Source organism: Bradyrhizobium altum (assembly GCF_020889705.1).
Taxonomy (GTDB): domain Bacteria; phylum Pseudomonadota; class Alphaproteobacteria; order Rhizobiales; family Xanthobacteraceae; genus Bradyrhizobium; species Bradyrhizobium altum.
Genome location: NZ_JACMYP010000006.1, coordinates 23857 through 47599, shown reverse-complemented (window position 1 = coordinate 47599; position 23743 = coordinate 23857). Strand labels below are relative to the sequence as shown.

Genomic DNA, 23743 nt, shown 5'->3' with positions numbered 1-23743 from the left:
CGCCGGGGCTCCTGCATCCTGTTCGCCTCAGTGTCGTTCAGTAGCGCGCGATGACCGGCGCGTCGAACTTGTAGTTCATGCGCACCACCGCCCACTGGATGTCGCGCGGCTTGGCGTCGAACGTGTAGGTGCCCGCCGCGGTGCCGGCGAGCTGATAGGTCTGGCGCTCGAAGGCCGCGTAATTGTATTCGACGCCGATGGTCCAGTTGCGGGTGATGCCGTATTCCCAGCCGGCGCCGACGGTCCAGCCGCTCGCCCAATGGGTCTGGCTGCCGGAGCCCGTTGCCGGCGGAAGGTTGTCGACGACGGACAGGCGGTTGTTCACGCCGGCATAGCCGCCCTTGAAATAGAGCAGGTTGTTCTGGATCGCGTAGCCGGCACGGCCGACGATCGTCGCCATGACGTTCGAGCGCCAGCTGAATTGATCGTCGCGGCCGACGCCGAACACCGTGTTGGTGACGCGGCCGGAATTGTCGAGCCCGGAGATCGTGCCCTCGACGCCGAACACGAAGTTGTTGGCCTGCCAGTTGTAGCCGATCTGACCGCCACCCATGAAGCCCGAGCCGCGCTGCCGAAAGCCCTGGTCGGGCGCGAGATCGCCGAACGCGGTCGTGTTCGCGCTGTTGACCCACTGCTCGTTGGTCCAGGCGCCGCCGAGATGGCCGCCAATGTAGAAGCCGGACCAGTTGTAGAGCGTTTCCACATAGGCCGGCGCCTTGGTGTACGGACGGGCGGCAAGGTCGGCGGCCGATGCAGCGCCGACGCCGAGCGCCGTGGTCACGGTCAGCGCGGCAATGAATTTGGCATGAGACATGGTGGCATCCCCAGATTGTCTGATGGAGACGAGCTTTCCCAGAGAGACCCTTACCAAAAGCAAACCGCGGGAACTGGCCCTGCAGAATCCACGTGCGCCGGTTTCGAATCATGTCTGTCCGTTGCAATCACGCAACTTCTAACGGCTCCTTTAAGGAGCTGTTATCCTTGACAAATTCCTTCCCTGCGCGCGACGCCTGTCAGTGCGCCGCCGCCGAATGGACGTGCTCCGGCCGCACCCCGATCGCGACAAGGCGCGCCGTCAGCCCTTGCAGCCAGGGCATCGCGGTGATCAACCGCAACGCGAACGGCACCGGTTGATCGCCACCCTTCAGCGCAGCGCTGATGATGTTGTTCTGCGCAATCACCTGCATGCGTTGGGTCACCCGGACCGGGAATTCGCGGCGCCGCCGCACGGCATCGAGTTCGTCCTCCGGCGGGCAGCCTTGTGCGAGCTTCGCCGCCAGAATGTTTGCGGTCGCGACCGCGTCCTGCACCGCGAGGTTGACGCCGACGCCGCCGATCGGCGACATCGCATGCGCGGCATCGCCGATGCAGAGCAGGCCGGGACGGGTCCAGCGCGTCAGGCGATTGATCGCGACCGTGAGCAGCTTGACGTCGTCGAAGCTCTTCACGTCGCCGATGCCGGGCTTCAGGATCGGCGCGAGCCGCAGCACGTCGTCGAGCAGCGCCGGCAATCCCCTCGCCTTAACGGCCTCATATTGTCCCTTGGCGATCACATAGGCGCATTGCCAATAGTCGCCGCGGTCGAACGTCACCATCATCTTGCAGTGGTCGATGCGGGCGAACAAATTCTCGGTCTCGTCCCGACGCCGCCCGACGCGAAACCACAGCACGTCCATCGGCGCGCCGATCTCCTCGAGGTCGAGACCGGCGCGCTCGCGCACGATCGAATGGCGGCCGTCGCAGCCGATCGTGAGATCCGCCTCGATCTCGATGGGGCCATCAGGCGTTTTCACATGGACGCCTGCAACAGCGTCGCCGCGCCGGATCAGGTCGGTCGCCTCCGCGCTCATCAAAACCTGCAGCGAGGGGAAACGCTTGCCGCTCTCGCGCAGGAAACTGAGGAAGTCCCACTGCGGCATCATCGCGATGAAAGGATATTTGACGCTGAGGCGGCTGAGGTCGGCGATCCGCACCGAGGTGCCGCCGAACATGCCGTCGAGCTTCTGAATGTCCTGATGCGGCAGCTTCAGAAAGCCGTCGATCAGACCGAGTTCATCCATCACCTGCAGGGTCGACGGGTGCACGGTGTCGCCGCGAAAGTCGCGGAAGAAGTCGGCGTGCTTCTCCAGCACCACGACGTCGATCCCGGCGCGTCCGAGCAGATAGCCGAGCATCATGCCGGCCGGCCCGCCGCCGACGACGCAGCAGCGCACCTTCATCTGACGCGTCTTCGGCGCTGCCGGATTGCCTGCATCCATGATGCCGTCCTTATCGCTGCCTCGCCTCTCAGGCGCCGACTGTAACGCAGATCGGACGACAAGGATGCTGTGCTATCGCCTGAACGTCTTGATTTCCGACACGCTGCCGTCGCGATAGGTCAGCTCCACCGAGACCGACTTGGTCTGCGGCGCGAGCTTCAGATAGGGCTGCGCGTCGGACGGGATTGCGCTCGGATCGCGCGAATTGCAGGCCGGCATCTTCAAGACCTTGTCCGGTACCGCGGTGTCGATGCCGATCCGCACCTCGCGGATCGCACAGCGATACGACATCAGGTGCGTATAGTAGACGAGCAACCCGTTGAACTCGCGGAACGACAGCCAGCTCGTCGCGGTCATGTCGAGGATCTTGCGCTGGTCGCGGATCAGCGCGGCGTCGGGATCGAACTTGATCGGGAACGGCCCCTGCATCTCGCCCTGCGTATCGACATAGCGAAGCTCGATCGTGGCCGCCGGCGCATCGGCCGGCAGCTCGATCGATGGATTGGGCATCCGCTTGCGCGTGCGCGGATCGAGCGTGTCCATGAAGCCGGTTTCGCGGAAATCGCCGCTATCGCCGATCCGCCAGGAGATGCCGAGCGTCGGATCGGCGATCGAGAACACGACAGTCCAGCCGCCATTGTGCCGCGAGAAGCTCGCGATCGGCGCGTTGATGGAATCGTCCTTCGGCAGCTTCGGCACCGAGACCGGCGGCAGCGCGGCCACCTGCTGCGGCGGAGCGGACGGCTTGGCCGCCTCGGCCTGCCCCTTCGCGATCCCGTTCAGGAAGACGTCGTCGACCATCTGGTCGAAATAAACCGGGATCTGCTTGTGCTTCACGGTCTCGGCCATCTCGCTGACCAGGCGCCGCGTACGCTGGGCAACCTGCACCAGGTTTTCACCGGGCTGCAGCAACTCCCTGGCAAAGGTTCGCGTGAACACCGAATTGGGATTGGCGTCGTCGTTCGAGAGCCGGTCGAGCGCGGTCTGGCGCGGCCCCGCCGAAAACACCGAGAACACGCCTTCGGGCAGCTGCGTCATCGGCGCCAGCCCACCGCCGCCGGCAACGGCGCGCGTGCCGGCGCGCTCGAATGGATTGTTGCGGCAGGCGTCGAACACCAGGATCGAGGTCCGCGCCTTCTTGTTCTGCAACCGCTCGATGATGCGGTCGGCGAGAACCGAAGCGTCGCGCACCAGCTCTTCCTGCCCTTCGGTGGCGGCCGGCACGTCGGTCGGCAGCAGGAAATTTTGGCCCGCGATCTCGAAGCCGTGACCGGCATAGAAGAAGAACGCGGTGTCGCCGGGTTCCACGGCGCGGTCGAAGGCGAGCAGCGTCTCGGAGAACGCCTGCCGGTTCAAATTCTCGGCCACCATGACGTTGAAACCGAGCTGCTTCAGCGTATCGCCCATGGTGCGGGCGTCGTTGACCGCCTTCTGCAGTTTGGGCACGTTCCTGTAATCATTGTTGCCGATCACCAGCGCGACGCGCTTTTCAGCCTGGGCGGGCGCCGCCGATCCGACAAAGGCGACCGCCAACATGGCCGCTGAAAGTCTCGAAAGCCAGCTCTTCATCCCAACTCCCGCCTGCACGACAAGTGCGCGGCTCGTGCGACCGCCGCCTAATAGTCGGATCAGCCGTTTGGCCGGTTCAAGGCCGACGCCGAATGGCCGTCGTGACCGCCCCCTTGGCGTCCCTCTTGGCCCCCATGAGGCGTCCCGTCCGTCCCAGGTCAAGTTTCTTTTTACGGCCCGCGTGATAGATTCCAGCTTCCATCCGGCGCGAGCTCTCCGCACGTCCCAAGGGCACTCCAGGGGCTTTTCCGTGTACACATGGTCCACTGAGCAAGTCGATCCCCGCGATCGCTTCGACTATTGGCGCGAGGTCCGCGCCAAGGGGTTGTTCGGCGTCACCGCAGAACTCGAACCCCAGCACCGCCGCGACTTCTTCGGCGAGTTCTCGCTGCGCCAGCTCGGCGATGCCGGGCTGGTCGAGCTGCGTGCCTCGCCCTACCGCGTCGAGCGGCGCGCCGGCGACATCGCAGACGCGCGCAGCGACAGCCTGTGCATCTACCAGCAGCTCGGCGGTGGCGGTTGGTTCGGCGGCGCGCGGCTCGATGAATTCGCGGTGCGCGACGGCATGTTCGCGACCAGCTATTCGGACCTGCCCTATCGCACCGTCCCGCTGCACGATGACGGCTTCCACCTGCGCATCATCAAGATCCCGGTGACGAACATCGTCCCGCCGGGTGCCGAGCTCGGCGAACTGGTCCCGAGACCCATGCAGGATGAGACCGCGCTGCGGCCACTGCTCGAATCCTGCTTCCGCGACCTCGTCGAAGGCCATGACGCCACCGCGGCGGACACGGCCCCGATGGTGCAGGCGCTCGCCCATATCGCGCTGATCGAGCGCGGCATCATGCGGCCAAAGAGCCGGCTCGCGCAGCAGGCCCTGCGAAGCGCCCATCTGTCGTTGGCCCGCCGCCTGATCCGGCGGCATCTCTCGAACGCGGCGCTGACGCCAACCCTGATTGCCGGCCTGCTCGGCATCTCGGTGCGTCACCTGCACATCCTGTTCGAGGAGACCGAGATGAGCTTCTCGGAGACCGTCACCGCGCTTCGGCTCGCGCAAAGCCGCCGCCTGCTCCGCGAGCAATCCGGGCAGACGATCGCCGAGGTCGCGTTTGCCTGCGGCTTCGAGAGTCTCGCGACGTTCTACCGCCTCTTCAATGCATCCGAATCGATGACCCCAGGCGATTACCGGGCACGGGTTGGCCTGACCGTCGATCCGGATCGGCCGGGACACCGGGCAGTTGCGGGTTGCTAAAGCGCCGTGATGCCCGTAATCGGGATTCCCTGCGTCACGCGCCGTTCCTCGTCCCCGGAATCCTGATGTCGAAGAAGATGATCAAGCCTGGACCTGACCTGCTGGCGCAGGTCAATCAGGCTTTTCTCGACTACGGCTATAGCGGGCTGTCGATGGTCGGGCTGGCCAAGGTCTGCGGCTTCACGCAGCGCGCGCTGTATTACTATTTCAGCAACAAGGAAGAGGCGTTTCGCGCCGTCATCGCCTGGCGCCACGTCGAGGACGTGGCACTCGCGCTGGAGGCCGGCCACACCATGCGGGCGAAGGGCGGCGGCGCGCTGGATATCTTCGCGACCATCCTCGACGTCCGCTACGGCGAGACGCGGCGCCGGCTGACGCAGTCGCCGCACACCGTCGAGCTCAATGCCGAGGCCTTCAAGCGCTGCCGCGATTTGATGATCAAATCCGCCATCTCGTTCCAGGCTGATCTGGAAAGACTGGTGATCGACTTGCAGGCCGCACGGCTGCTGAAGCTGAACGGCGTGTTCAAACCAGCGCAGATCGCGCAGGCGCTTGCGGACGGCGCACGTGCCGTCAACCAGGCGCTGCCGCCGATCGCCCGTGACGACTTCTCGGCCCGCTACCGCCAGATGTGCGCGATGGTGCTCTACGGCTGCGCCGTGATGCCGAAGCGGAAATAATCCGCACGACGGCCCGCGCGCGCCGCGGTCACCACTCAGCAAAACCCTCCCGACCACCGACCATCAGGGACCGGCCGGACTATCTCGCCGGGCCGTGGATAAGTTTTGACGCACAATGTTACCTATTTCATATTTTACATGACTATGTGAAATGTACGATATTGCATCGCAAGACCTTTGGAGGCGTCTCGAATGGCTGACATGGGACAAACCGACGACCCGGCCGATCGTGGCGCGATCCCGCGTCCTCTGCACCGAAGTGATCAGCCTGCGCGCATTGAGAAGATAATTTCCGTCGATTTCGCCAGAACCGCGCTGGCGCTTCGCCCGGGCTCGGTACCGCCAATTTCCTTACCGGCGACGCGCGCTCTGATGCAGAGCGAGAGGTCATGCATGATGCGCAGCAAGCAAGAAGATCACAGCCCGGAAACGCCATCGACCGGCCCGGCTCGCGCTCTTGCTCCCGGTACCGTGGACCTGCGCGTAGATCAGACTGCAGCCCTCGCGCTTGCGCGTCGGAGTTCTCCGGCGACGAGCAATCGCGGCTGGGCGCCGTTGCTCGAAGCCTGCCTTGCCGATTTCAAGGAGGCCACCGAGGCCGGTGATACCGCGAGCATTCCCGCGCTGGTCAAGATCGTGGCGGAGCTCGCCTTGATCGAGCGCGGCACGATCAGGCCGGGCAGCCGCCGCGCCCAGCAGGCGCTGCGCGTCGGCCGACTCAGCCTCGCGCGCCGCCTGATCACGCGCCATCTCGCGAAGCCGTCGCTGTCGCCGGGGATGGTCGCCGAGATGCTCGGCGTCTCGGTCCGCTACCTGCACGTCCTGTTCGAAGCGACGGGGGCGAGCTTTTCGCAGACCGTCACCGCCGAGCGCCTGAGCGAGAGCCGAAGGCTGCTTTGTGAAAAGCCGCCGCGGCCGATCGCCGATATCGCCCTCGCCTGCGGGTTCGGCAGCCTGGCCACTTTCTACCGGATCTTCAGCGCATCCGAGGGCCTGACGCCGGGCGAATTCAGGACAAAAAACCGCGCCAAGGCCCCCATCGAGGTCGCGCCATCGGATACGGGAATGGCGATTCATTTGACCGCCAAATGACGGAAACGGCGCTTATTTTGGCGAAAACGTTAAGCTTTTTCGGCTATCGGCTGGTTCCAAGATTGACTTTACCGCTTTCGCCCCTATGTTGCGGGCAACGCGGCCCTCGGATCGAAACGCGATTCGTCAGGTTTGCCGTCCGTCAGCGTTAGCCAGAGCCCCCGAGCTTTATAGAAAAGCGAGCCGTTTCGGGGCCGAACGCGACAGCCTTTTACCTGCGATGCCGAACGGCGGTTTCGACCAGAGGCTCAATGTCTTTTTCCAATCTAGGCCTGTCCGATAAGGTCCTCGCCGCAGTGGCGGCCACCGGTTACACCACCCCCACTCCCATCCAGGAACAGGCAATCCCGCACGTCCTCGCCCGGCGCGACGTCCTCGGCATTGCCCAGACCGGCACCGGCAAGACCGCTGCCTTCGTTCTCCCGATGCTCACCCTCCTCGAGAAGGGCCGCGCCCGGGCACGCATGCCGCGCACCCTGATCCTCGAGCCGACCCGCGAGCTTGCCGCGCAGGTGAAGGAGCAGTTCGACAAATACGGCGCCGGTCAGAAATTGAACGTGGCGCTGCTGATCGGCGGCGTCTCGTTCGGCGACCAGGACTCCAAGCTGATGCGCGGCGTCGACGTCCTGATCGCAACGCCCGGCCGCCTGCTCGACCATACCGAACGCGGCGGATTGCTGCTCACCGGCGTCGAGTTGCTGGTGATCGACGAAGCCGACCGCATGCTCGACATGGGTTTCATTCCCGACATCGAACGCATCTGCAAGCTCGTCCCGTTCACGCGGCAGACCCTGTTCTTCACCGCGACGATGCCCCCGGAGATCAGCCGCATCACCGAGGCCTTCCTGCACAATCCTGCGCGGATCGAAGTCTCCAAACCCGCAACCACCGCCGTCACCGTCACGCAATTGCAGGTCCCGGCCGGTCGCGAGGCACATGACAAGCGCGAGATCCTCCGCCGCCTGCTGCGCGACGCCAAGGATCTCAACAACGCGATTATCTTCTGCAATCGCAAGCGCGAAGTCGCCGTCCTTCACAAATCACTCCAGAAGCACGGCTTCAGTGTCGGCGCCCTCCACGGCGATATGGATCAGTCCGCCCGCACCGCGGCGCTGGATCAATTCCGCAAGGGCGAGATTCCGCTGCTCGTCGCCTCCGACGTCGCCGCCCGCGGTCTCGACATTCCCGCGGTGAGCCACGTCTTCAATTTCGACGTGCCGCACCACCCCGATGATTACGTCCACCGCATCGGCCGCACTGGCCGCGCCGGACGGACCGGTACCGCGATCTCCATCGTCACCTCGCTCGACAGCAAGTCGATGATTGCGATCGAGAAGCTGATTGGCCAGCCGATCCCGCGCGCCGAGGGCGACCACACCGTTCACAGCGAGGCCTCCGACGAGGACGCCGCGCCGCGCCGCTCGCGTAGCCGCGAAGGTTCGCGCGACGGCGCCCGTGGCGGCCGCAAGCCGCGACGTGAACGCGAGCCGCGTCAGGGCGAACGCGAGGCACGTCACGGTGATCGCGAGCCGCGTCAGGACCAGGAGCCCCGCCAGGAGCGTGCAGCCAAGCCGGAGCGCGAACCGCGCCACGGCCGCAACTCTTCGCCCCAGGCCACCCCGTCGCACGTGCCGTCGATCGGGCGCGCCGAGCCACGGCGGCCGCAGCGCGAGGTGGACCACGAGCCCGCCGATCATTCGCACCTGCCCGCCTTCCTGCTGCGACCTGTGCGCGCACGCGCCTAAGGCCGGCTCCGATGCCGCCGCACCAGCGGCGGTATCCTGCGGAGTCTGTGTCGCCGCCGGCGACTGACGCCCACGCTGATCGCTTGCGTTTGAAGCAAATGCGCTCAGTTTCGCAACGCAATGGCGAGCAAGCGAAAGGCTCGCCAAAGCCGGGCTCGATCCGCGACGGAATCGAGCTCGTACGACATTAGTCGCGGCGAAATCCCCGTAGTTCCACTATTTACCTTGCCTTCATTCTCGTCCCGTACCCTCGCGCCAATAATTTAGTCATTGCTGCCGGGCATGACCGGCATTGCGCGCATTGAGGACGTGACAGTGGTCAAGCTGCTGGACGAACACGAACGTACGTTGGCCTTTGCCGAAGTCGCGCTTGGTCAGATTCGCTCGCTTCGCCAGACCGCCGTGCCGCGCAACTACGAAATCTGGTACGTCTACGCGACCGGATACAACGCACCGCTCAACAAGGTCATCAACGAGACGCTGGCGCGCAGCGGCAAGCTCTCTGAATCCGATCTCGAGCAGATCTACGAAACCTACCTTTCGCACATCAAGACCTCGGACCGCATCGACAAGGTCGGCGCGCGCGTCATCGGCGAGATCGACGCCGTCATGCGGCTGATCACCGATGCGCTCGGCGTGTCCGCGAACTACGACGCGAGCCTCGTCGGCGCCAGCGACCGGCTCTCGACCGCGACCACCCGCGACCAGATCAAGATCATCGTCGAGGGGCTGGCCAAATCGACGCGCGAGATGCGCGAGACCAATCAGGCATTGGAGAACCGGCTCGCGCTGTCGAAGTCGGAGATCAGCGATCTGCAGCACAGCCTCGAGGCGATCCGCGCCGAGAGCCTGACCGATCCGCTCACCGGCCTCGGCAACCGGAAGTATTTCGACCGCTCGATCGACATGGCGGTGCAGACTGCGCTCGCCAGCGGCGAGCCGCTGTCGCTCCTGATGTTCGACATCGATCACTTCAAGTCGTTCAACGACTCCTACGGCCACCTCACCGGTGATCAGGTGCTGCGGCTGGTGGCACAAACGCTGAAGCAGACCATCAAGGGCCAGGACATCACCGCCCGCTACGGCGGCGAGGAATTCGCGGTGGTGCTGCCCAACACCGCGTTGCGCCAGGCGCTGACGGTTGCCGACCACATCCGCCGCGCCGTGATGGCCAAGGAACTGAAGAAGAAGTCGACCGGCGAGATCCTCGGCCGTGTCACGATCTCGGTCGGCGTCTCCATGCTGAAGCCGGCCGACGACACCGACTCCCTGATCGAGCGCGCCGATGCCTGCCTCTACGGCGCCAAGCGCGCCGGCCGCAACCGCGTGATCTGCGAAGCCGATCCGGAATACAGCGCAGAGACCCAGACCCGGGTGGCGTGAACCCTGAACGTGCCTTGAGACGCGCGCAATGCACGCCGCTCAGGATTATTTCCGTTTTGCGCGCTTCTTCGAAACTGAGGACGGCCTTGCCCTCGGCTTCCGTGCCGCCGTCTTCTTTCCCGCTGCCTTCTTTGCAGCTGCCTTCTTCACCGGCGCCTTCGCCGTCCGCGCAGCGGATCGTTTCCTCGGCCGCTTGCGCAGCGCGGCGCGCTGGGCGGCGCCGAGCGCCGAGCGTGCCCAGACCGCAAGCTCCTCGGCATCATCGAACAGCCGCGCCGGCAGTTGCCAGTACGAGTTCACCGTCACCGTCTTGGCGCGCGTCTGGTACTGGAACGGCCCGCAGCCTTCGGCCTCGAATTGCGGGATGGTCTCCTCATCGGCGCGGAAGTAGAGCCCGGCGCGTAGCGCGAGCGCAAAGTTGGTGCCGTCAGCGGAGATGCCGTAGCCGGAGAACATCCGGCGCAGCGTGACCGGGCCGAAATCGGCGAACAGGTCGGTCAGGAATTCGCGGTCCATGTATCCACCCTTGCTCGGCGCGCGTCCACATGCCGCGCGTATGGCGAGAGTATGGTCGACGACCGCGTCGACCCGCAACAATGGTGGTTATCGATTGCCGGCCTTTGGAGCGCGCATGTTGCGCGCCCGGCCCGGGGCGACAGCGATCAGACCGTCGCCGGCTTGAGCTGCACCGACTCGCCGCAACCGCAGGCGGAGACCTGGTTCGGGTTGTTGAACACGAACTGGGCCTGCATCCTGTCGGCCACGTAGTCCATCTCGGTGCCGAGCAGGAACAGCACGGCCTTCGGATCGACCAGGATCTTCACGCCCTTGTCCTCGACCACTTCGTCGGTCGGGCGGATCTCATGGGCGTATTCGACGGTGTAGGATTGTCCGGCGCAGCCGCCGTTCTTGATGCCGACGCGCAGGCCGACGATCTCGGAATCGGCGCGCTTGGTCAGCTCGGTGATCCGCTCCGCCGCGGCATCGGTCAGTCTCATGACCTGCGGGCGCGGCCGCTTCGGCTTGGCTGGGGTCGGTGAGGCTTGTGTCATGTCACTCATGTGGTCAGTCCCAGCGGCAATTCAATCTCGAGCTTAGGCTCAATCCCCTAACGCATCACCACATATTGAGGACGAGGCGCGCCTCGTCCGACATCCGGTCCGGCGTCCAGGCCGGATCCCACACCAGGTTGACGCTGACGACGCCGACGCCGGGGACGCTGGCAACCGCGTTCTCGACCATCTGCGGCAACTCGCCGGCGGCCGGGCAGTTCGGGGTGGTCAACGTCATCAGGATGTCGACCGACCGGTCATCCTTGAGATCGACCTTGTAAATCAGGCCGAGCTCGTAGATGTCGGCCGGGATTTCCGGGTCGAACACCGTCTTCAGCGCCGCGACGATCTCGCCGCTCATGCGCTCGGTCTCCTCCACCGGCAGTGCCGAGGTGGTTTCCATGGTGGCCGTCTTGACTTCGGCTGTATCGGTCATGCGAACAATTCCCGCGCCTTGATCAGCGCTTGCGCCAGATGGTCGACTTCTTCCCTTGTATTATACATCCCGAAGGATGCGCGGCAGGTGGCCGTCACGTTGAACCGCTCTAAAAGCGGCATCACGCAATGGGTGCCGGCACGCACCGCAATGCCCTGCCGGTCGATTACGGTCGCGACATCGTGGGGATGCGCGCCCTTCATCTCGAACGAGATCACCGGACCCTTGTTGCGGGCGGTTCCGATCACGCGCAGCGAGTTGATCTCGCGCAAGCGGTCCTGCGCGTAGGTCAGCAGCTCATGCTCATGCGCAGCGATGCGCTCCTTGCCGATCGAATTGACGTAGTCGATCGCAGCACCGAGCCCGATCGCCTCGACGATCGGCGGCGTCCCGGCCTCGAACTTGTGCGGCGGATCGCCATAGGTGACCCAGTCCTTGGCCACTTCACGGATCATCTCGCCGCCGCCGTTGAACGGCCGCATCGCCACCAGATGCTCGTGCTTGGCGTACAGCGCACCGATGCCGGTCGGCCCGTACACCTTGTGGCCGGTAAAGGCGTAGAAATCGCAATCGAGGTCCTGGACGTCGATCGGCAGATGCACCGCGCCCTGTGCGCCATCGACCAGCACCGGAATGCCGCGGGCGTGCGCGAGCCGAACCACCTCCTTGACCGGAACCAGGGTGCCGAGCGCGTTCGACATCTGGGTGATCGCGACGATCTTGGTGCGCGGGCTCAGGAGCTTCTCGAACTCCTCGATCAGGAAGTTGCCCTCGTCGTCGACCGGCGCCCACTTGATAACGGCACCATGGCGCTCCCTGAGGAAATGCCACGGCACGATGTTGGAGTGGTGCTCCATGATCGAGAGGACGATCTCGTCGCCCTCCTTGATGTTCACCCCACCCCAGGACGATGCCACCAGGTTGATCGCCTCGGTGACGTTGCGGGTGAAGACGATCTCTTCAGTGCGGCGGGCGTTGATGAACTGCGCGACCTTGCCGCGGGCGCCCTCATAGGCCTCCGTCGCGGCATTGGCGAGGTAATGCAGGCCGCGATGCACGTTGGCGTATTCGCTCTTGTAGGCCTCGGTCATGCGGTCGAGCACCGCATTCGGCTTCTGCGCCGAAGCCGCGTTGTCGAGATAGACCAGCGGCTTGCCGTAGATCTGCATGGCGAGCGCCGGGAAATCCTGCCGCACCAGAGCGACGTCATAAGAACCGTTGGCGACCGCCTTGTGCATGCTCACGCCCTCGCCTGAAGCCAACGCTGCGCGGTGGCAATTGCGACCTCGCGCAACGCGTCGCTGGCAATCGTCTCGATCGCCTCGCCGACAAAGGCCTGGATCAGAAGCGCCTGCGCTTCCTTCTCGGGCAGTCCGCGGGCGCGCATGTAGAACAGCAGGCTCTCGTCGAGCGCACCGGTGGTCGCACCATGACCGCAGGTGACGTCGTCGGCGAAGATCTCGAGCTCGGGCTTGTTGTCGGCTTCCGCGTCGTCGGACAGCAGCAGCGCGCGGGTCATCATCTTGGCGTCGGTCTTCTGGGCGTCGGGACGGACGATGATGCGGCCCTGGAACACGGAATGGGCGCGGTCGTCGACGACGGCACGGAAGATCTCGCGGCTCGCGCAGTGCGGCACCGCGTGATCCATGAACAGCGTGGTGTCGGCGTGCTGCTTGCCGTTGATCAGATTGACGCCGTTGGTCTCGACATTGGAGCCTTCGCCGGCGCAGGTGACCGTCAGCTGATAGCGGCTGACATGACCGCCCGAGGTCAGACCAAACGTGTTGAATTGGGCGTGCGCGCCGAGCGTCACGGTCGCCGAAGAAATGTTGAAGGCATCGACACTGTCTTCGACCAGACGCACATGATCGAGCCGCGCATTGTCGCCGATCGCGACGATCAGCCCGTCATGGGTCTGGTAGGCCTTGGCGCCCTCGCCGGCGAGATAGCTCTCCACCAGAGTCACGCCGGTATCGCGGCCGAGCCGCAGCAGCGAGCGCGTGAACATCGCGGCCGGCGTCGCGCCAGAGGCGACGTGGACGATGTGCAGCGGCTGGGCCAGCACCGTGCCATTGGCGACGTCGATGACGACGCCATCGGTCGCCATCGCGCCGTTCAGCGCAATCATCGGATTGGACGTGTCTGACGCAAAGGCCTGCGCGGAAAGCGCGTCCTCGCCGGCGTCGAGCACCTCGCGCAGCGGGCGGATGCTCAGACCCTTATCGAGATTACCGAGGTCGGAGAGGTCGGGCGCAAACGCGCCATCGACCAGCACCAGGCGGCGTACGCCGTCGATCGCCCGCAGCTTGATGGCAGCAGCGGCGCGACCCAATGCCGCCGCATCCGGCGCAGGGGCCAGCGGCAGCACCTCGCGCATCAGCGCGCGCAGGTCGGTGTATTTCCAATCTTCGATCCGGCGATGCGGCAGGCCTGAGCGTTCATAGGCCTCGAACGCCTGGCGGCGCTGATCGGCGATCTTGCCCTTGCCCGGCAGACGGTCGCGCGCGACGGCGAATGCATCGCCCAGGGCGCGCCCGGTCTCGGTCTTTGCAACAACGTTCATCTGAGAACCCGCATTTGTCAGGCAGCGTCTTCGAACTGCGCGTAACCGGACTCTTCCAGCTCCAGCGCCAGTTCCTTGCCGCCGCTCTTCACCACCCGGCCCTTCGACATCACGTGCACGAAATCAGGCAGGATGTAGTTGAGCAGCCGCTGATAGTGGGTGATGACGACCATCGCGCGCTCCGGCGAGCGGAGTGCATTGACGCCGTCGGCGGCGATCCGCAGCGCGTCGATGTCGAGGCCGGAATCCATTTCGTCGAGGATGCAGACGGCCGGCTCGAACAGCGCCATCTGCAAGATCTCGTTGCGCTTCTTCTCGCCGCCGGAGAAGCCGACATTGACGCCGCGCTTCAGCATGTCCTGCGGGATGTTCAGCGACTTGGCGACTTCGCGGACCTTCTTGAGGAAGGCCGGCGACGAGATCTCGTCCTCGCCGCGCGCCTTGCGCTGGGCGTTGAGCGCCGCGTGCAGGAAGTTCCAAGTGGTCACGCCGGGGATCTCGACCGGATACTGGAACGCCAGGAACACGCCCTTGGCGGCGCGCTCATTGGGCGCCATCTCCAGGAGGTCTTCGCCCTTGAACAGGATTTGGCCGCCGGTGACTTCATAGCCGGGCTTGCCGGCGATGACGTGGGAGAGCGTCGATTTGCCGGAACCGTTCGGCCCCATGATCGCGTGCACCTCGCCCGGGTTCACCGTGAGCGACAGCCCGTGGAGGATCTCGCGCTCCTCAACACGAACCTGCAGATCTTTCACTTCAAGCAGAGACATCTGATTTTTCCTGAGCATCATCCGCAAGGCGCGTCGGCCGCGCCGTTAGCGGGATGGATTAGCCAACCGAACCTTCAAGGCTGATCGAGATCAGCTTCTGCGCTTCCACCGCGAACTCCATCGGCAGTTGCTGCAGCACGTCCTTCACGAAACCATTGACGACGAGGCCGACGGCTTCTTCCTGCGAGAGCCCGCGCTGGATGCAGTAGAACAGCACGTCCTCGGAAATCTTCGACGTCGTCGCCTCATGCTCGAACGTCGCCGAGGAATTCTTGGCCTCGACATATGGCACGGTGTGCGCGCCGCATTTGTCGCCGATCAGCAGCGAGTCGCAGGCGGTGTAGTTGCGCGCACCGGTGGCTTTGCGGTGCGCGCTGACGAGGCCGCGATAGGTGTTCTGCGACTTGCCGGCGGCGATGCCCTTGGAGATGATCCGGCTCGACGTGTTCTTGCCGAGGTGGATCATCTTGGTGCCAGAGTCGACCTGCTGGAAGCCGTTCGAGATCGCGATCGAGTAGAATTCGCCGCTCGAATTGTCGCCGCGCAGGATGCAGCTCGGGTACTTCCAGGTGATCGCCGAACCGGTTTCGACCTGGGTCCAGGAGATCTTGGAATTCCGGCCGCGGCAATCGCCACGCTTGGTGACGAAATTGTAGATGCCGCCCTTGCCTTCCGAATTGCCGGGGTACCAGTTCTGCACCGTCGAATACTTGATCTCGGCGTCATCGAGCGTGACGAGCTCGACCACGGCGGCGTGCAGCTGGTTCTCGTCGCGCTGCGGCGCGGTGCAGCCTTCGAGATAGGAGACGTAGGAGCCCTTGTCGGCGATGATCAGCGTGCGCTCGAACTGGCCGGTGTTGCGCTCGTTGATGCGGAAATAGGTCGACAGCTCCATCGGGCAGCGCACGCCCGGCGGCACGTAGACGAACGAGCCGTCGGAGAACACCGCCGAGTTGAGCGTCGCGAAGTAATTGTCCGAGGTCGGCACCACGGTGCCGAGATATTTCTGCACCAGCTCGGGATGCTCGCGGATCGCCTCCGAGATCGGCATGAAGATCACGCCGGCGGCCTTCAGCTCCTTCTGGAAGGTGGTTGCGACCGACACCGAATCGAACACGGCATCGACCGCGATCTTGCGATTGGCCGACGGCGGGCCGCCGGGCGGCGGCTCGACGCCCTCGAGAACGGCGACTTCGCGGAGCGGGATGCCGAGCTTCTCATAGGTCTTGAGGATTTCCGGATCGATCTCGTCGATCGAGGACAGCGTCTTCTTCGGCTTCGGCGCCGAGTAATAATAAAGATCCTGATAGTCGATCTTCGGATAGTTGACGCGCGCCCAGGTCGGCTCGGTCATGGTCAGCCAGCGGCGATACGCCTCCAGACGCCATTCCAGCATCCAGGCCGGTTCATCCTTCTTTGCCGAGATGAAGCGGACGGTGTCTTCCGACAGGCCTTTCGGGGCCTTGTCGGACTCGATCAGCGTCTCAAATCCATAACGATACTGGTCGACGTCGATGCGCCGGACGCGCTCGACCGTCTCTTGTACAGCAGGCATTCAATCCTCCGCTCGCGGTTTCAAGGACCGCGGTGGATCTCAAGTTCCGAAGTCTCTTACGATGCTTTGAAGACGAAATCACCCGCTTAGAACTGTTCAAGCTGTGTTTCGTCGCTCTCCCTTAACTAAGGTATCGGCGAGCTTTCGCCAAGCCTTGAGGGTCAAATCCACGTCTGGCTCCGTGGTAGACCAGCCAAGACTGAGCCGCACCGCTCCCTGGGACACCTCTGAACGGTATCCCATTGCCTCCAGGACGTGCGACGGCTGGACCTTGCCCGACGAGCAAGCGGAACCCGAAGACACCGCTACCCCCGCCAGGTCGAATCCGATGACCGCCGTTTCGGCCTTCATGCCGGGCGCGGTGAACAGAACGGTATTCGGCAACCGCTTTACGTCATCGGAGAAGACCTGCACGTCCGGCGTCTGCCGCAGCCCATGCTCGAGCCGATCGCGCAGCCCCCTGACGCGGGCGGCGTCGGCCTTCAGCGCCACCATCGCGGCCTTCGCGGCCGCACCAAAGCCGGCAATCCCTGCGACGTTCTCGGTCCCTGCCCGTCGCCCGAGCTCCTGCCCGCCACCGCGCAGGAACGCCTCCAGCCCTTCGACGCCTTCGGCAAGCACCAGTGCGCCTGCGCCCTTCGGTCCACCGATCTTGTGCGCCGACAGCGTCACGAGATCGGCCTGGGTCGAGGCGAGATCGAATGGGATCTTTCCGAACGCCTGGATCGCGTCGACATGCAGCAGGCCACCGGCCGCGTGGACGATCTCGGCGACGTCAGCCACCGGCTGGATGGCGCCGGTCTCGTTGTTCGCCAGCATCACCGAGACCAGCGCGGGCGCACCGTCGGCCAGCAGCGCGCGCAGATGATCGAGATCGATCACCCCGGCGCGCGTGACATTGATCGCGAAGGTGGCCTCACGCGCGAACCGCCCGCCCGCGAGGACAGACGCATGCTCGATCGCGGACACCAGGAGCCGGCTGACCGGCGCGCCCGCACCGCGGCGCAGTCCCGGCGTCAGTGCGAGCGCGTTGGCTTCGGTCCCGCCGGAGAGAAACACGACGTCCTGCGCCCGACCGCCGACCGCATTCGCCACCGCATTGCGGGCATCCTCGACCAGCCGGCGCGCGCGGCGTCCCTCGCTGTGCACCGAGGACGGGTTGCCGCTCAATTCCCATGCCGCAGTCATCGCCGCCTTCGCCTCCTGGCGAAGCGGCGTGGTGGCATTCCAGTCGAGATAGACGCGATCGGCCATCGAGCTTGTCCGCGGCAACCACCGTGGTTGCGGCCTTCCACTGCGACATAACGACAGTCGGGCAGCGAGACCAGATCAGAGTCACCAATGCCAGCGATTTTTCACGCTCGCCGGGAGTCCCAACGTGTTGCCTGGCAAGACATTCGCAGTTCTTTGCGCCGCCCCCCGCGCGCGATAGCAATATGACAAAGCAAAACTTCAGGTAGCCACCGAGCAATTCGGCGTGTTGATCCGGATCGCCGCCGACGCGCCGGCTACGCGTGCATCACGGAGCGGATTAGCCTCTGCCAAGCGGCACAATTTCCTTGATTTTTGCCCCTTGCGTCATGCTAGAAGGCCTTCCAGCGTGCCGCCCGGCGGCGCCTGCGCTGATTTCATCATGAGCCGCTCTGCTCGCGCCCGTCGCCGAAGATGGCTCCAACCGGTTGATTGATCGACGTCAATCAAGGGAACGCGTCAATCAAGGGAACACAATGCCTGAAGTCATTTTCACCGGCCCTGCTGGCCGTCTCGAAGGCCGCTATCACCCGGCCAAGCAGAAGAACGCGCCGATTGCGATGATCCTGCATCCGCATCCGCAGTTCCACGGCACGATGAACCACCAGATCGTCTACCAGTGCTACTACGCGTTCGCGCATCGCGGCTTTTCGGTGCTGCGCTTCAACTTCCGTGGCGTCGGCCGCAGCCAAGGCTCGTTCGATCACGGCACCGGCGAATTGTCAGACGCCGCGAGCGCGCTTGATTGGGCGCAGGCGATCAATCCGGAGGCGCGCGCCTGCTGGGTTGCGGGTTTCTCGTTCGGCGCATGGATCGGCATGCAGCTTCTGATGCGCCGGCCGGAGGTCGAGGGCTTCATCTCGATCGCGCCGCCCGCCAATCTCTACGACTTCTCGTTCCTCGCGCCCTGCCCGTCGTCGGGCCTGATCGTGCATGGTGACAAGGATGCCGTGGTGCCGCCCAAGGACGTCAACACGCTGGTCGAGAAGCTGAAGACCCAGAAGGGCATCGTGATCGACCAGCAGGTCATCCCGGGCGCCAACCATTTCTTCGACGGCAAGCTCGAGCCGCTGATGGAGACGGTGACCGGCTATCTCGACATGCGTCTCGCCAACGTGCGCTGAGCGCGCAGGCGTCAACTCGTAGCCCGCATGAGCGAAGCGATATGCGTGTCGCAGCCAAGACAGGCCCCGGATATCGCTTCGCTCATCCGGGCTACGGTCCCTACTCTCACTCCGGCGCGAACTTCAGCGCCGCGATGCCGACCAGCACCAGCGCGATCCCGGCGACCTTCATCGGGTTCAAGGCTTCGTTGAACAGCAGCACGCCCATGGTCAGCGTGCCGACCGCGCCGATGCCGGTCCATACCGTGTAGGCGACGCCGACGCCGAGCACCTGCAACGCGCGCCCGAGCAGGAACACGAACGCGGCGAGCAGCAGCAGCGAGACCAGCGTCCAGCCGAGGCGCGTATAGCCTTCGGCATATTTCATCGAGATGGCCCATCCGACGTCGAGAAGACCTGCGACGACCAGCGCGATCCAGGCAATGGAGTGCGACATGGCTTACGCGGCAAGCTTCAGCATGTGCGCGCGGTGGCCGACCAGGAACGCGTGCAGCAGCGCGGGATAATCAGGTGAAACGGCGCTGCGCACGCTCGGCCGCTGCGCCAGCGCGCTGCGCCACGCGCGAACTTTTGGCGTGTGGGTGAAAACAGCCAGATCGGTCAGCTGGTCGAACAGATCGAAATAGCGGAAGACCGGCGCGAACACCGCATCCACCAGGCTGAATCTCTCGCCTGCGAAGAACGGCCCCGCGCCGAGCGCAGCCTCCACGCGCGCGAACTTCGCGGCGACCGCCTGCCGCTTGCCCTCGAAGGTCGCGGCATCGGTCGCAGTCTCGAGCCCCCAGAGGTCGCCGAGAATGGCCGAGCCGAACTCCATCCAGGCGCGATGCTTGGCGCGCGTCAGCGCGTTCTCGGGATGCAGCTTCGCGCCGCCTTGCGTCTCCTCGATGTACTCGCAGATCACATTGCTCTCGAACAGCGCGACTTCCTTGCCGTCGTCACCGGTCACGACCAGCACCGGCACCTTGCCGAGCGGCGAGATCTTCAGGAACCAGTCCGGCTTGTTGGCGAGATCGATGTCGATCCGCTCGAACGGCACGCCCTTCTCGTGCAGCGCGATCACCGCGCGTTGCACATAGGGACAGAGCTTGTGGCTGATCAGCTTTAGGGCGGCCATGACGAACCTCGCGTTCAATGCAACTGCATCGAATTAAATGCTGCGGCATGGAACTGTCAAGGTAGATGCATTTGCATCTAAATCACGGTCGCGCGATGATGCCCCCGGTCATCGGGATCGGCACCCCCGTGGTGGCGGGGTAGCTCAGCGGCAGCCCCTTCATTCCGCGCGCGGCAAGGAAGCCGAATGCCTGCGCCTCGATCGCGTCCGCCGCCCAGCCGAGCGCCTCGGCGGGCTCGACGAGCGCCGGCGTCAGGCGCTCGCGAAGCATCCGCAGCATGGTGAGGTTGGAGGCGCCGCCGCCGCAGATGATCCAGCTCTTCGGCACCTTCGGCAGCAGCGGCACCACGCGGGCGATCGCGGCCGCCGTGAAAGCGGTCAATGTCGCCGCGCCATCGGCCGGCGCCACGGCACCGAGCTTCAGGCCGGCAAAGTCGTTGCGGTCGAGCGATTTCGGCGGCGGCAGCGCGAAGAACGGCAGCCTGAGCGCCTGGGCGATCCAGGCTTCGTCCGGTTTGCCCAGCGCGGCGAACTTTCCGGCGGTGTCGAACGGCTGATGCATCTGGCGGAACATGAAGTCGTCGAGCAGCGCGTTGCCGGGTCCGGTGTCGCAGGCGATCAGCGTGTCGGTGCCGTCGATATAGGTGATGTTGGAGACGCCGCCGATATTGACCACGACGGTTGGCCCCGCGCGGTTCAGCGATTGCGCCAGCGCGCGGTGGTAGACCGGCACGAGCGGCGCGCCCTGCCCGCCGGCCTCGACGTCGGCTGCACGGAAATCATGCATTACCGGAATGTGGATCGCCCTGGCGAGCGCCAGGGCATCGCCGATCTGGACCGTCAACTTCCGCTCCGGGCGATGCAGCACGGTCTGGCCATGGAACCCGACGATGTCGATGTCCTGGGCGGAGATCCGGGTCTGCGCCGTGAAGCTGGCGACCGCCTCGGCATGGGCTGACGTGACGGCCTGCTCGGCCTGCCGCAAGATCCCCGGCCGGGCGTCGCGCTGTGTCAGATGGACGGCCTCGGTCAGCGCCTGACGCAGCAGGCTGCGCTCGCTGTCGGTATAGGGTCGATAGCCCGTAGGTCCGAAGGCCTTGATCTGGCGGCCGTCGGTCTCGATCAGTGCCACGTCGACCCCGTCGAGCGAGGTCCCGCTCATCAGACCGAGTGCCGTTAACATCATCGTGGAAGCGCCCCAGCCGGGAACCCCCGGCTTGTCTCAAACAAGTACATCCTATAATGCCACTGCGCGTCCGCCTGCGGCAGCCTCAAGCGTCAAGGTTCCGCAAATAGATGCAAAAACCGTAAAACAAGAATGATCTGGCTCGCCGACAAATGACTGCATTTAAATCGGATTTCCTGAACACTCTACAGGAACGCGGCTTCGTCCACCAGTGCTCCGATTTCGAGGGCCTCGACGCGCTTGCCGCCAAGGGCGAGGCGACCGCCTATGTCGGCTTTGACTGCACAGCGCCGTCGCTGCACATCGGCAACTTCCTCACCATGATGATGCTGTACTGGCTGCAACAGAGCGGCAACAAGCCGATAACTTTGATGGGCGGCGGCACCACGATGGTCGGCGACCCCTCCGGCAAGGACGAGACGCGCGCGATGCGTACCGTCGCGGAGATTGAATCCAACAAGGCGAGCATCCGCGGCGTGTTCGCCAAGGTGCTGCGCTATGGCAATGGGCCTTCCGACGCCATCATGCTCGACAACGCCGAGTGGCTGACCAAGCTGAACTGGATCGAGATGCTGCGCGACATCGGCCGGCATTTCTCGGTCAACCGCATGCTCACGATGGATTCGGTGCGGCTCCGGCTCGAGCGCGAGCAGGAGATGAGCTTCATCGAATTCAACTACATGGTCTGCCAGGCCTACGACTTCGTCGAGCTGTCGCGCCGCGCCGGCTGCCGGCTGCAGATGGGCGGCTCCGACCAGTGGGGCAACATCGTCAACGGCGTCGATCTCGGCCGCCGCATGGGCTCGCCGCAACTGTTCGCGCTGACCACGCCGTTGCTGACCACCGCCTCCGGCGACAAGATGGGCAAGACCGCCAAGGGCGCGGTGTGGCTCAACGCCGACCAGTTCTCGCCGTACGACTTCTGGCAGTACTGGCGCAACGTCGAGGACGCCGACGTCGTCAAATTCCTCAAGCTGTTCACGATCCTGCCGATGAGCGAGATCGGCAAGCTCGCAGCGCTCGGTGGCAGCGAGATCAACGAAGCCAAGAAGGTGCTGGCGACCGAGGCCACCGCCCTGCTCCACGGCCGCGATGCGGCCAATGAAGCCGCCGAGACCGCGCGCCGCACCTTCGAGGAAGGCGCGCTGGCCGAGACCTTGCCGACGGTGGAAATTCCGCGCGGCGAGTTCGAAGCCGGCGTCGGCGTGCTCGCCGCCTTCGTCAAGGCCGAGCTCGTCGCGTCCAACGGCGAAGCGCGCCGGCAGATCAAGGGTGGCGGACTGCGCGTCAACGACGCTGCCGTCACCGATGAGAAGATGCTGCTGACGCCGGCCAATCTGACGCCGGAAGGCGTGGTCAAATTGTCGCTCGGCAAGAAGCGGCACGTCCTGCTGAGGCCTGCATAGGCGCATTCGTATTTGACGGTTGCAGGGGGTGCCGAAAGCGCGCTCCCTCTTTTCTGATGGACCAGACCACGCCTCCGAACGACACGCTTGCAACGCCGGCGAAACAGTCGCGCGTCGCGCTGAACGTGCTCGCACTCTGCTTCGTGCTGTCGGTGCTCGGGCGCGGTCTCAGCGACAGCTTCACGGTCTTCCTCAAACCGATCTCGGACAATTTCGGCTGGGACCGCGCCTCGGTCGTGTCGGTCTATTCGCTGACCTGGCTCGCCAGCGGCCTCACCGCGCCCCTGGTCGGACGCCTGTTCGACCGCTCGGGTCCGCGCGTCGTCTATGCGCTGGGCCTGTCGCTGCTCGGCTGCGCATTCCTCATCGCCTCACGTGCCGAGCAGCTCTGGCAATTCCAGCTCAGCGTCGGCCTCTGCGTCGGCTTCGGTACCGCGCTGATCGGCAACGTATCGAACTCGATCCTGCTCGGCCGCTGGTTCGGACCGCGGCTCCCGACGGCGATGGCCGTGATGTATTCGGCGACCGGCGCCGGTCTCCTCGTGCTGTTGCCGCTGTCGCAGGTGCTGATCGACCGGATCGGCTGGCGCGAGGCCTATCAGGTGTTCGGCATCAGTGCGCTTGGCCTGCTTGTCCCGCTGGTGTTCCTGCCGTGGCGGCTGCTCGCCGGCGGATCGCCGCACATCGTCAGGAAGGCGCAAGCCGGGCTCGCCGAAGAAGGCTGGACGTTGCTGGCCGCGATGCGCCACCATGCCTTCTGGGCGCTGTTCTCGACCTTCTTCTTCACGGCAGTCGCGATGTATGCGCTGACGGCGCAGATCGTCGCCTACCTGATCGATGTCGGCTTCCCGCCGCTGCAGGCAGCGACCGCCTGGGGCTTCTCCGGCGTCGCGCTGTTCGTCGGCATGCTCGGCGTATCCACGCTCGATGGCATCATCGGCCGCCGTCCCAGCGTGCTGTTCAGCTACGGCGTGTCGATCCTCGGCATCATTCTGCTCTGGCTGTTGCAGTGGTATCCGAACTACTGGCTGCTGACCGGCTTTGTGATCTGCTTCGGCAGCATGATCGGCTCGCGTGGCCCACTGATCACTTCGACCGCGCTGAAGATATTCCGGGGCGAACGCGTCGGCACGATCTACGGGACCATCATGATCGGCAGCGGCCTTGGATCGGCGCTCGGCTCATGGGGCGGCGGGCTGATCCATGACTGGACCCACAGCTACAATCCGCTGATCGCCTTCGCCCTCGTCAACGTGGTGCTCGGCCTGATCCCGTTCCTGGTGGTGCCGGCGCTGCGGCGCTGA

22 protein-coding genes are annotated in these 23743 nt (G+C 64.8%); 8 read left to right on the top strand and 14 right to left on the bottom strand.

Going from position 1 to position 23743, the window contains the following annotated elements:
• Nucleotides 1–37: 37 nt before the first annotated feature.
• The 3 genes from H8B02_RS03650 to H8B02_RS03640 form a co-directional block, all read right to left on the bottom strand.
• The gene (locus H8B02_RS03650) at nt 38–814 is read right to left on the bottom strand and encodes an outer membrane protein (protein ID WP_229164902.1); all 777 of its coding nucleotides are present in this window, start codon (nt 812–814) and stop codon (nt 38–40) included.
• A 199-nt stretch (nt 815–1013) separates the two neighbouring features.
• The gene (locus H8B02_RS03645; protein WP_229164901.1) at nt 1014–2258 is read right to left on the bottom strand and encodes an FAD-dependent oxidoreductase; all 1245 of its coding nucleotides are present in this window, start codon (nt 2256–2258) and stop codon (nt 1014–1016) included.
• A gap of 72 nt (nt 2259–2330) precedes the next feature.
• Entirely contained in the window at nt 2331–3827 is a 1497-nt protein-coding gene (locus H8B02_RS03640) for a caspase family protein (RefSeq protein ID WP_376711589.1), read from the bottom strand.
• Between the two features lie 250 nt (nt 3828–4077).
• Here H8B02_RS03640 and H8B02_RS03635 point away from each other — a divergent pair, with 250 nt between their 5' ends.
• From H8B02_RS03635 to H8B02_RS03615, 5 genes are all read left to right on the top strand, one after another.
• Nucleotides 4078–5079, top strand: coding sequence for a helix-turn-helix transcriptional regulator (locus tag H8B02_RS03635; protein ID WP_229164900.1), 1002 nt, complete (start codon nt 4078–4080; stop codon nt 5077–5079).
• Between the two features lie 65 nt (nt 5080–5144).
• Nucleotides 5145–5759, top strand: a complete 615-nt coding sequence (locus tag H8B02_RS03630; RefSeq protein ID WP_229164899.1) for a TetR/AcrR family transcriptional regulator — start codon at nt 5145–5147, stop codon at nt 5757–5759.
• Between the two features lie 192 nt (nt 5760–5951).
• Complete coding sequence (locus H8B02_RS03625; protein ID WP_229164898.1) at nt 5952–6851, top strand: helix-turn-helix transcriptional regulator; 900 nt, start codon at nt 5952–5954, stop codon at nt 6849–6851.
• A gap of 251 nt (nt 6852–7102) precedes the next feature.
• Nucleotides 7103–8596, top strand: coding sequence for a DEAD/DEAH box helicase (locus H8B02_RS03620; RefSeq protein WP_229164897.1), 1494 nt, complete (start codon nt 7103–7105; stop codon nt 8594–8596).
• A 315-nt stretch (nt 8597–8911) separates the two neighbouring features.
• Entirely contained in the window at nt 8912–9979 is a 1068-nt protein-coding gene (locus H8B02_RS03615; protein ID WP_229164944.1) for a GGDEF domain-containing protein, read from the top strand.
• 45 nt (nt 9980–10024) lie between these two features.
• Here the strand turns inward: H8B02_RS03615 and H8B02_RS03610 are convergent, their stop codons facing one another.
• The 8 genes from H8B02_RS03610 to H8B02_RS03575 all read right to left on the bottom strand — a co-directional run bounded on the left by H8B02_RS03610 (nt 10025) and on the right by H8B02_RS03575 (nt 17609).
• Complete coding sequence (locus H8B02_RS03610; RefSeq protein ID WP_229164896.1) at nt 10025–10495, bottom strand: TfoX/Sxy family protein; 471 nt, start codon at nt 10493–10495, stop codon at nt 10025–10027.
• Between the two features lie 146 nt (nt 10496–10641).
• Complete coding sequence (locus tag H8B02_RS03605) at nt 10642–11031, bottom strand: HesB/IscA family protein (protein WP_018271449.1); 390 nt, start codon at nt 11029–11031, stop codon at nt 10642–10644.
• A gap of 64 nt (nt 11032–11095) precedes the next feature.
• Entirely contained in the window at nt 11096–11467 is a 372-nt protein-coding gene (locus tag H8B02_RS03600; protein WP_229164895.1) for an SUF system Fe-S cluster assembly protein, read from the bottom strand.
• Nucleotides 11464–12711 carry a cysteine desulfurase gene (locus tag H8B02_RS03595; RefSeq protein ID WP_176531605.1) on the bottom strand — a complete coding sequence of 416 codons (1248 nt, stop codon included), beginning with the start codon at nt 12709–12711 and terminating at the stop codon, nt 11464–11466. Before H8B02_RS03595 ends, H8B02_RS03600 begins: the two co-directional genes overlap by 4 nt.
• Nucleotides 12708–14030, bottom strand: a complete 1323-nt coding sequence (gene sufD, locus H8B02_RS03590) for a Fe-S cluster assembly protein SufD (RefSeq protein WP_229164894.1) — start codon at nt 14028–14030, stop codon at nt 12708–12710. Before sufD ends, H8B02_RS03595 begins: the two co-directional genes overlap by 4 nt.
• A gap of 17 nt (nt 14031–14047) precedes the next feature.
• Nucleotides 14048–14800 carry a Fe-S cluster assembly ATPase SufC gene (sufC, locus tag H8B02_RS03585; protein WP_229164893.1) on the bottom strand — a complete coding sequence of 251 codons (753 nt, stop codon included), beginning with the start codon at nt 14798–14800 and terminating at the stop codon, nt 14048–14050.
• Nucleotides 14801–14858: 58 nt separating this feature from the next.
• Nucleotides 14859–16355: a Fe-S cluster assembly protein SufB gene (gene sufB, locus H8B02_RS03580; protein WP_229164892.1), complete on the bottom strand. Its 1497-nt coding sequence runs from the start codon at nt 16353–16355 to the stop codon at nt 14859–14861.
• Nucleotides 16356–16451: 96 nt separating this feature from the next.
• The gene (locus H8B02_RS03575; RefSeq protein ID WP_229164891.1) at nt 16452–17609 is read right to left on the bottom strand and encodes a cysteine desulfurase family protein; all 1158 of its coding nucleotides are present in this window, start codon (nt 17607–17609) and stop codon (nt 16452–16454) included.
• A gap of 473 nt (nt 17610–18082) precedes the next feature.
• On the opposite strand from H8B02_RS03575, the gene H8B02_RS03570 reads away from it, so the two are divergent.
• Nucleotides 18083–18730, top strand: a complete 648-nt coding sequence (locus tag H8B02_RS03570) for an alpha/beta hydrolase (RefSeq protein WP_016843213.1) — start codon at nt 18083–18085, stop codon at nt 18728–18730.
• Between the two features lie 106 nt (nt 18731–18836).
• Here the strand turns inward: H8B02_RS03570 and H8B02_RS03565 are convergent, their stop codons facing one another.
• The 3 genes from H8B02_RS03565 to H8B02_RS03555 form a co-directional block, all read right to left on the bottom strand.
• Nucleotides 18837–19166, bottom strand: coding sequence for a DMT family transporter (locus tag H8B02_RS03565; RefSeq protein ID WP_229164890.1), 330 nt, complete (start codon nt 19164–19166; stop codon nt 18837–18839).
• A 3-nt stretch (nt 19167–19169) separates the two neighbouring features.
• Nucleotides 19170–19847 carry a glutathione S-transferase family protein gene (locus H8B02_RS03560; protein ID WP_229164889.1) on the bottom strand — a complete coding sequence of 226 codons (678 nt, stop codon included), beginning with the start codon at nt 19845–19847 and terminating at the stop codon, nt 19170–19172.
• An 82-nt stretch (nt 19848–19929) separates the two neighbouring features.
• The gene (locus H8B02_RS03555; RefSeq protein ID WP_229164888.1) at nt 19930–21033 is read right to left on the bottom strand and encodes an anhydro-N-acetylmuramic acid kinase; all 1104 of its coding nucleotides are present in this window, start codon (nt 21031–21033) and stop codon (nt 19930–19932) included.
• 152 nt (nt 21034–21185) lie between these two features.
• Between H8B02_RS03555 and tyrS the strand changes: the two genes are divergently transcribed.
• On the top strand, nt 21186–22439 hold the full coding sequence (tyrS, locus tag H8B02_RS03550) for a tyrosine--tRNA ligase (protein WP_229164887.1): 1254 nt from the start codon (nt 21186–21188) through the stop codon (nt 22437–22439).
• 56 nt (nt 22440–22495) lie between these two features.
• The gene (locus H8B02_RS03545) at nt 22496–23743 is read left to right on the top strand and encodes an MFS transporter (protein ID WP_229164886.1); all 1248 of its coding nucleotides are present in this window, start codon (nt 22496–22498) and stop codon (nt 23741–23743) included.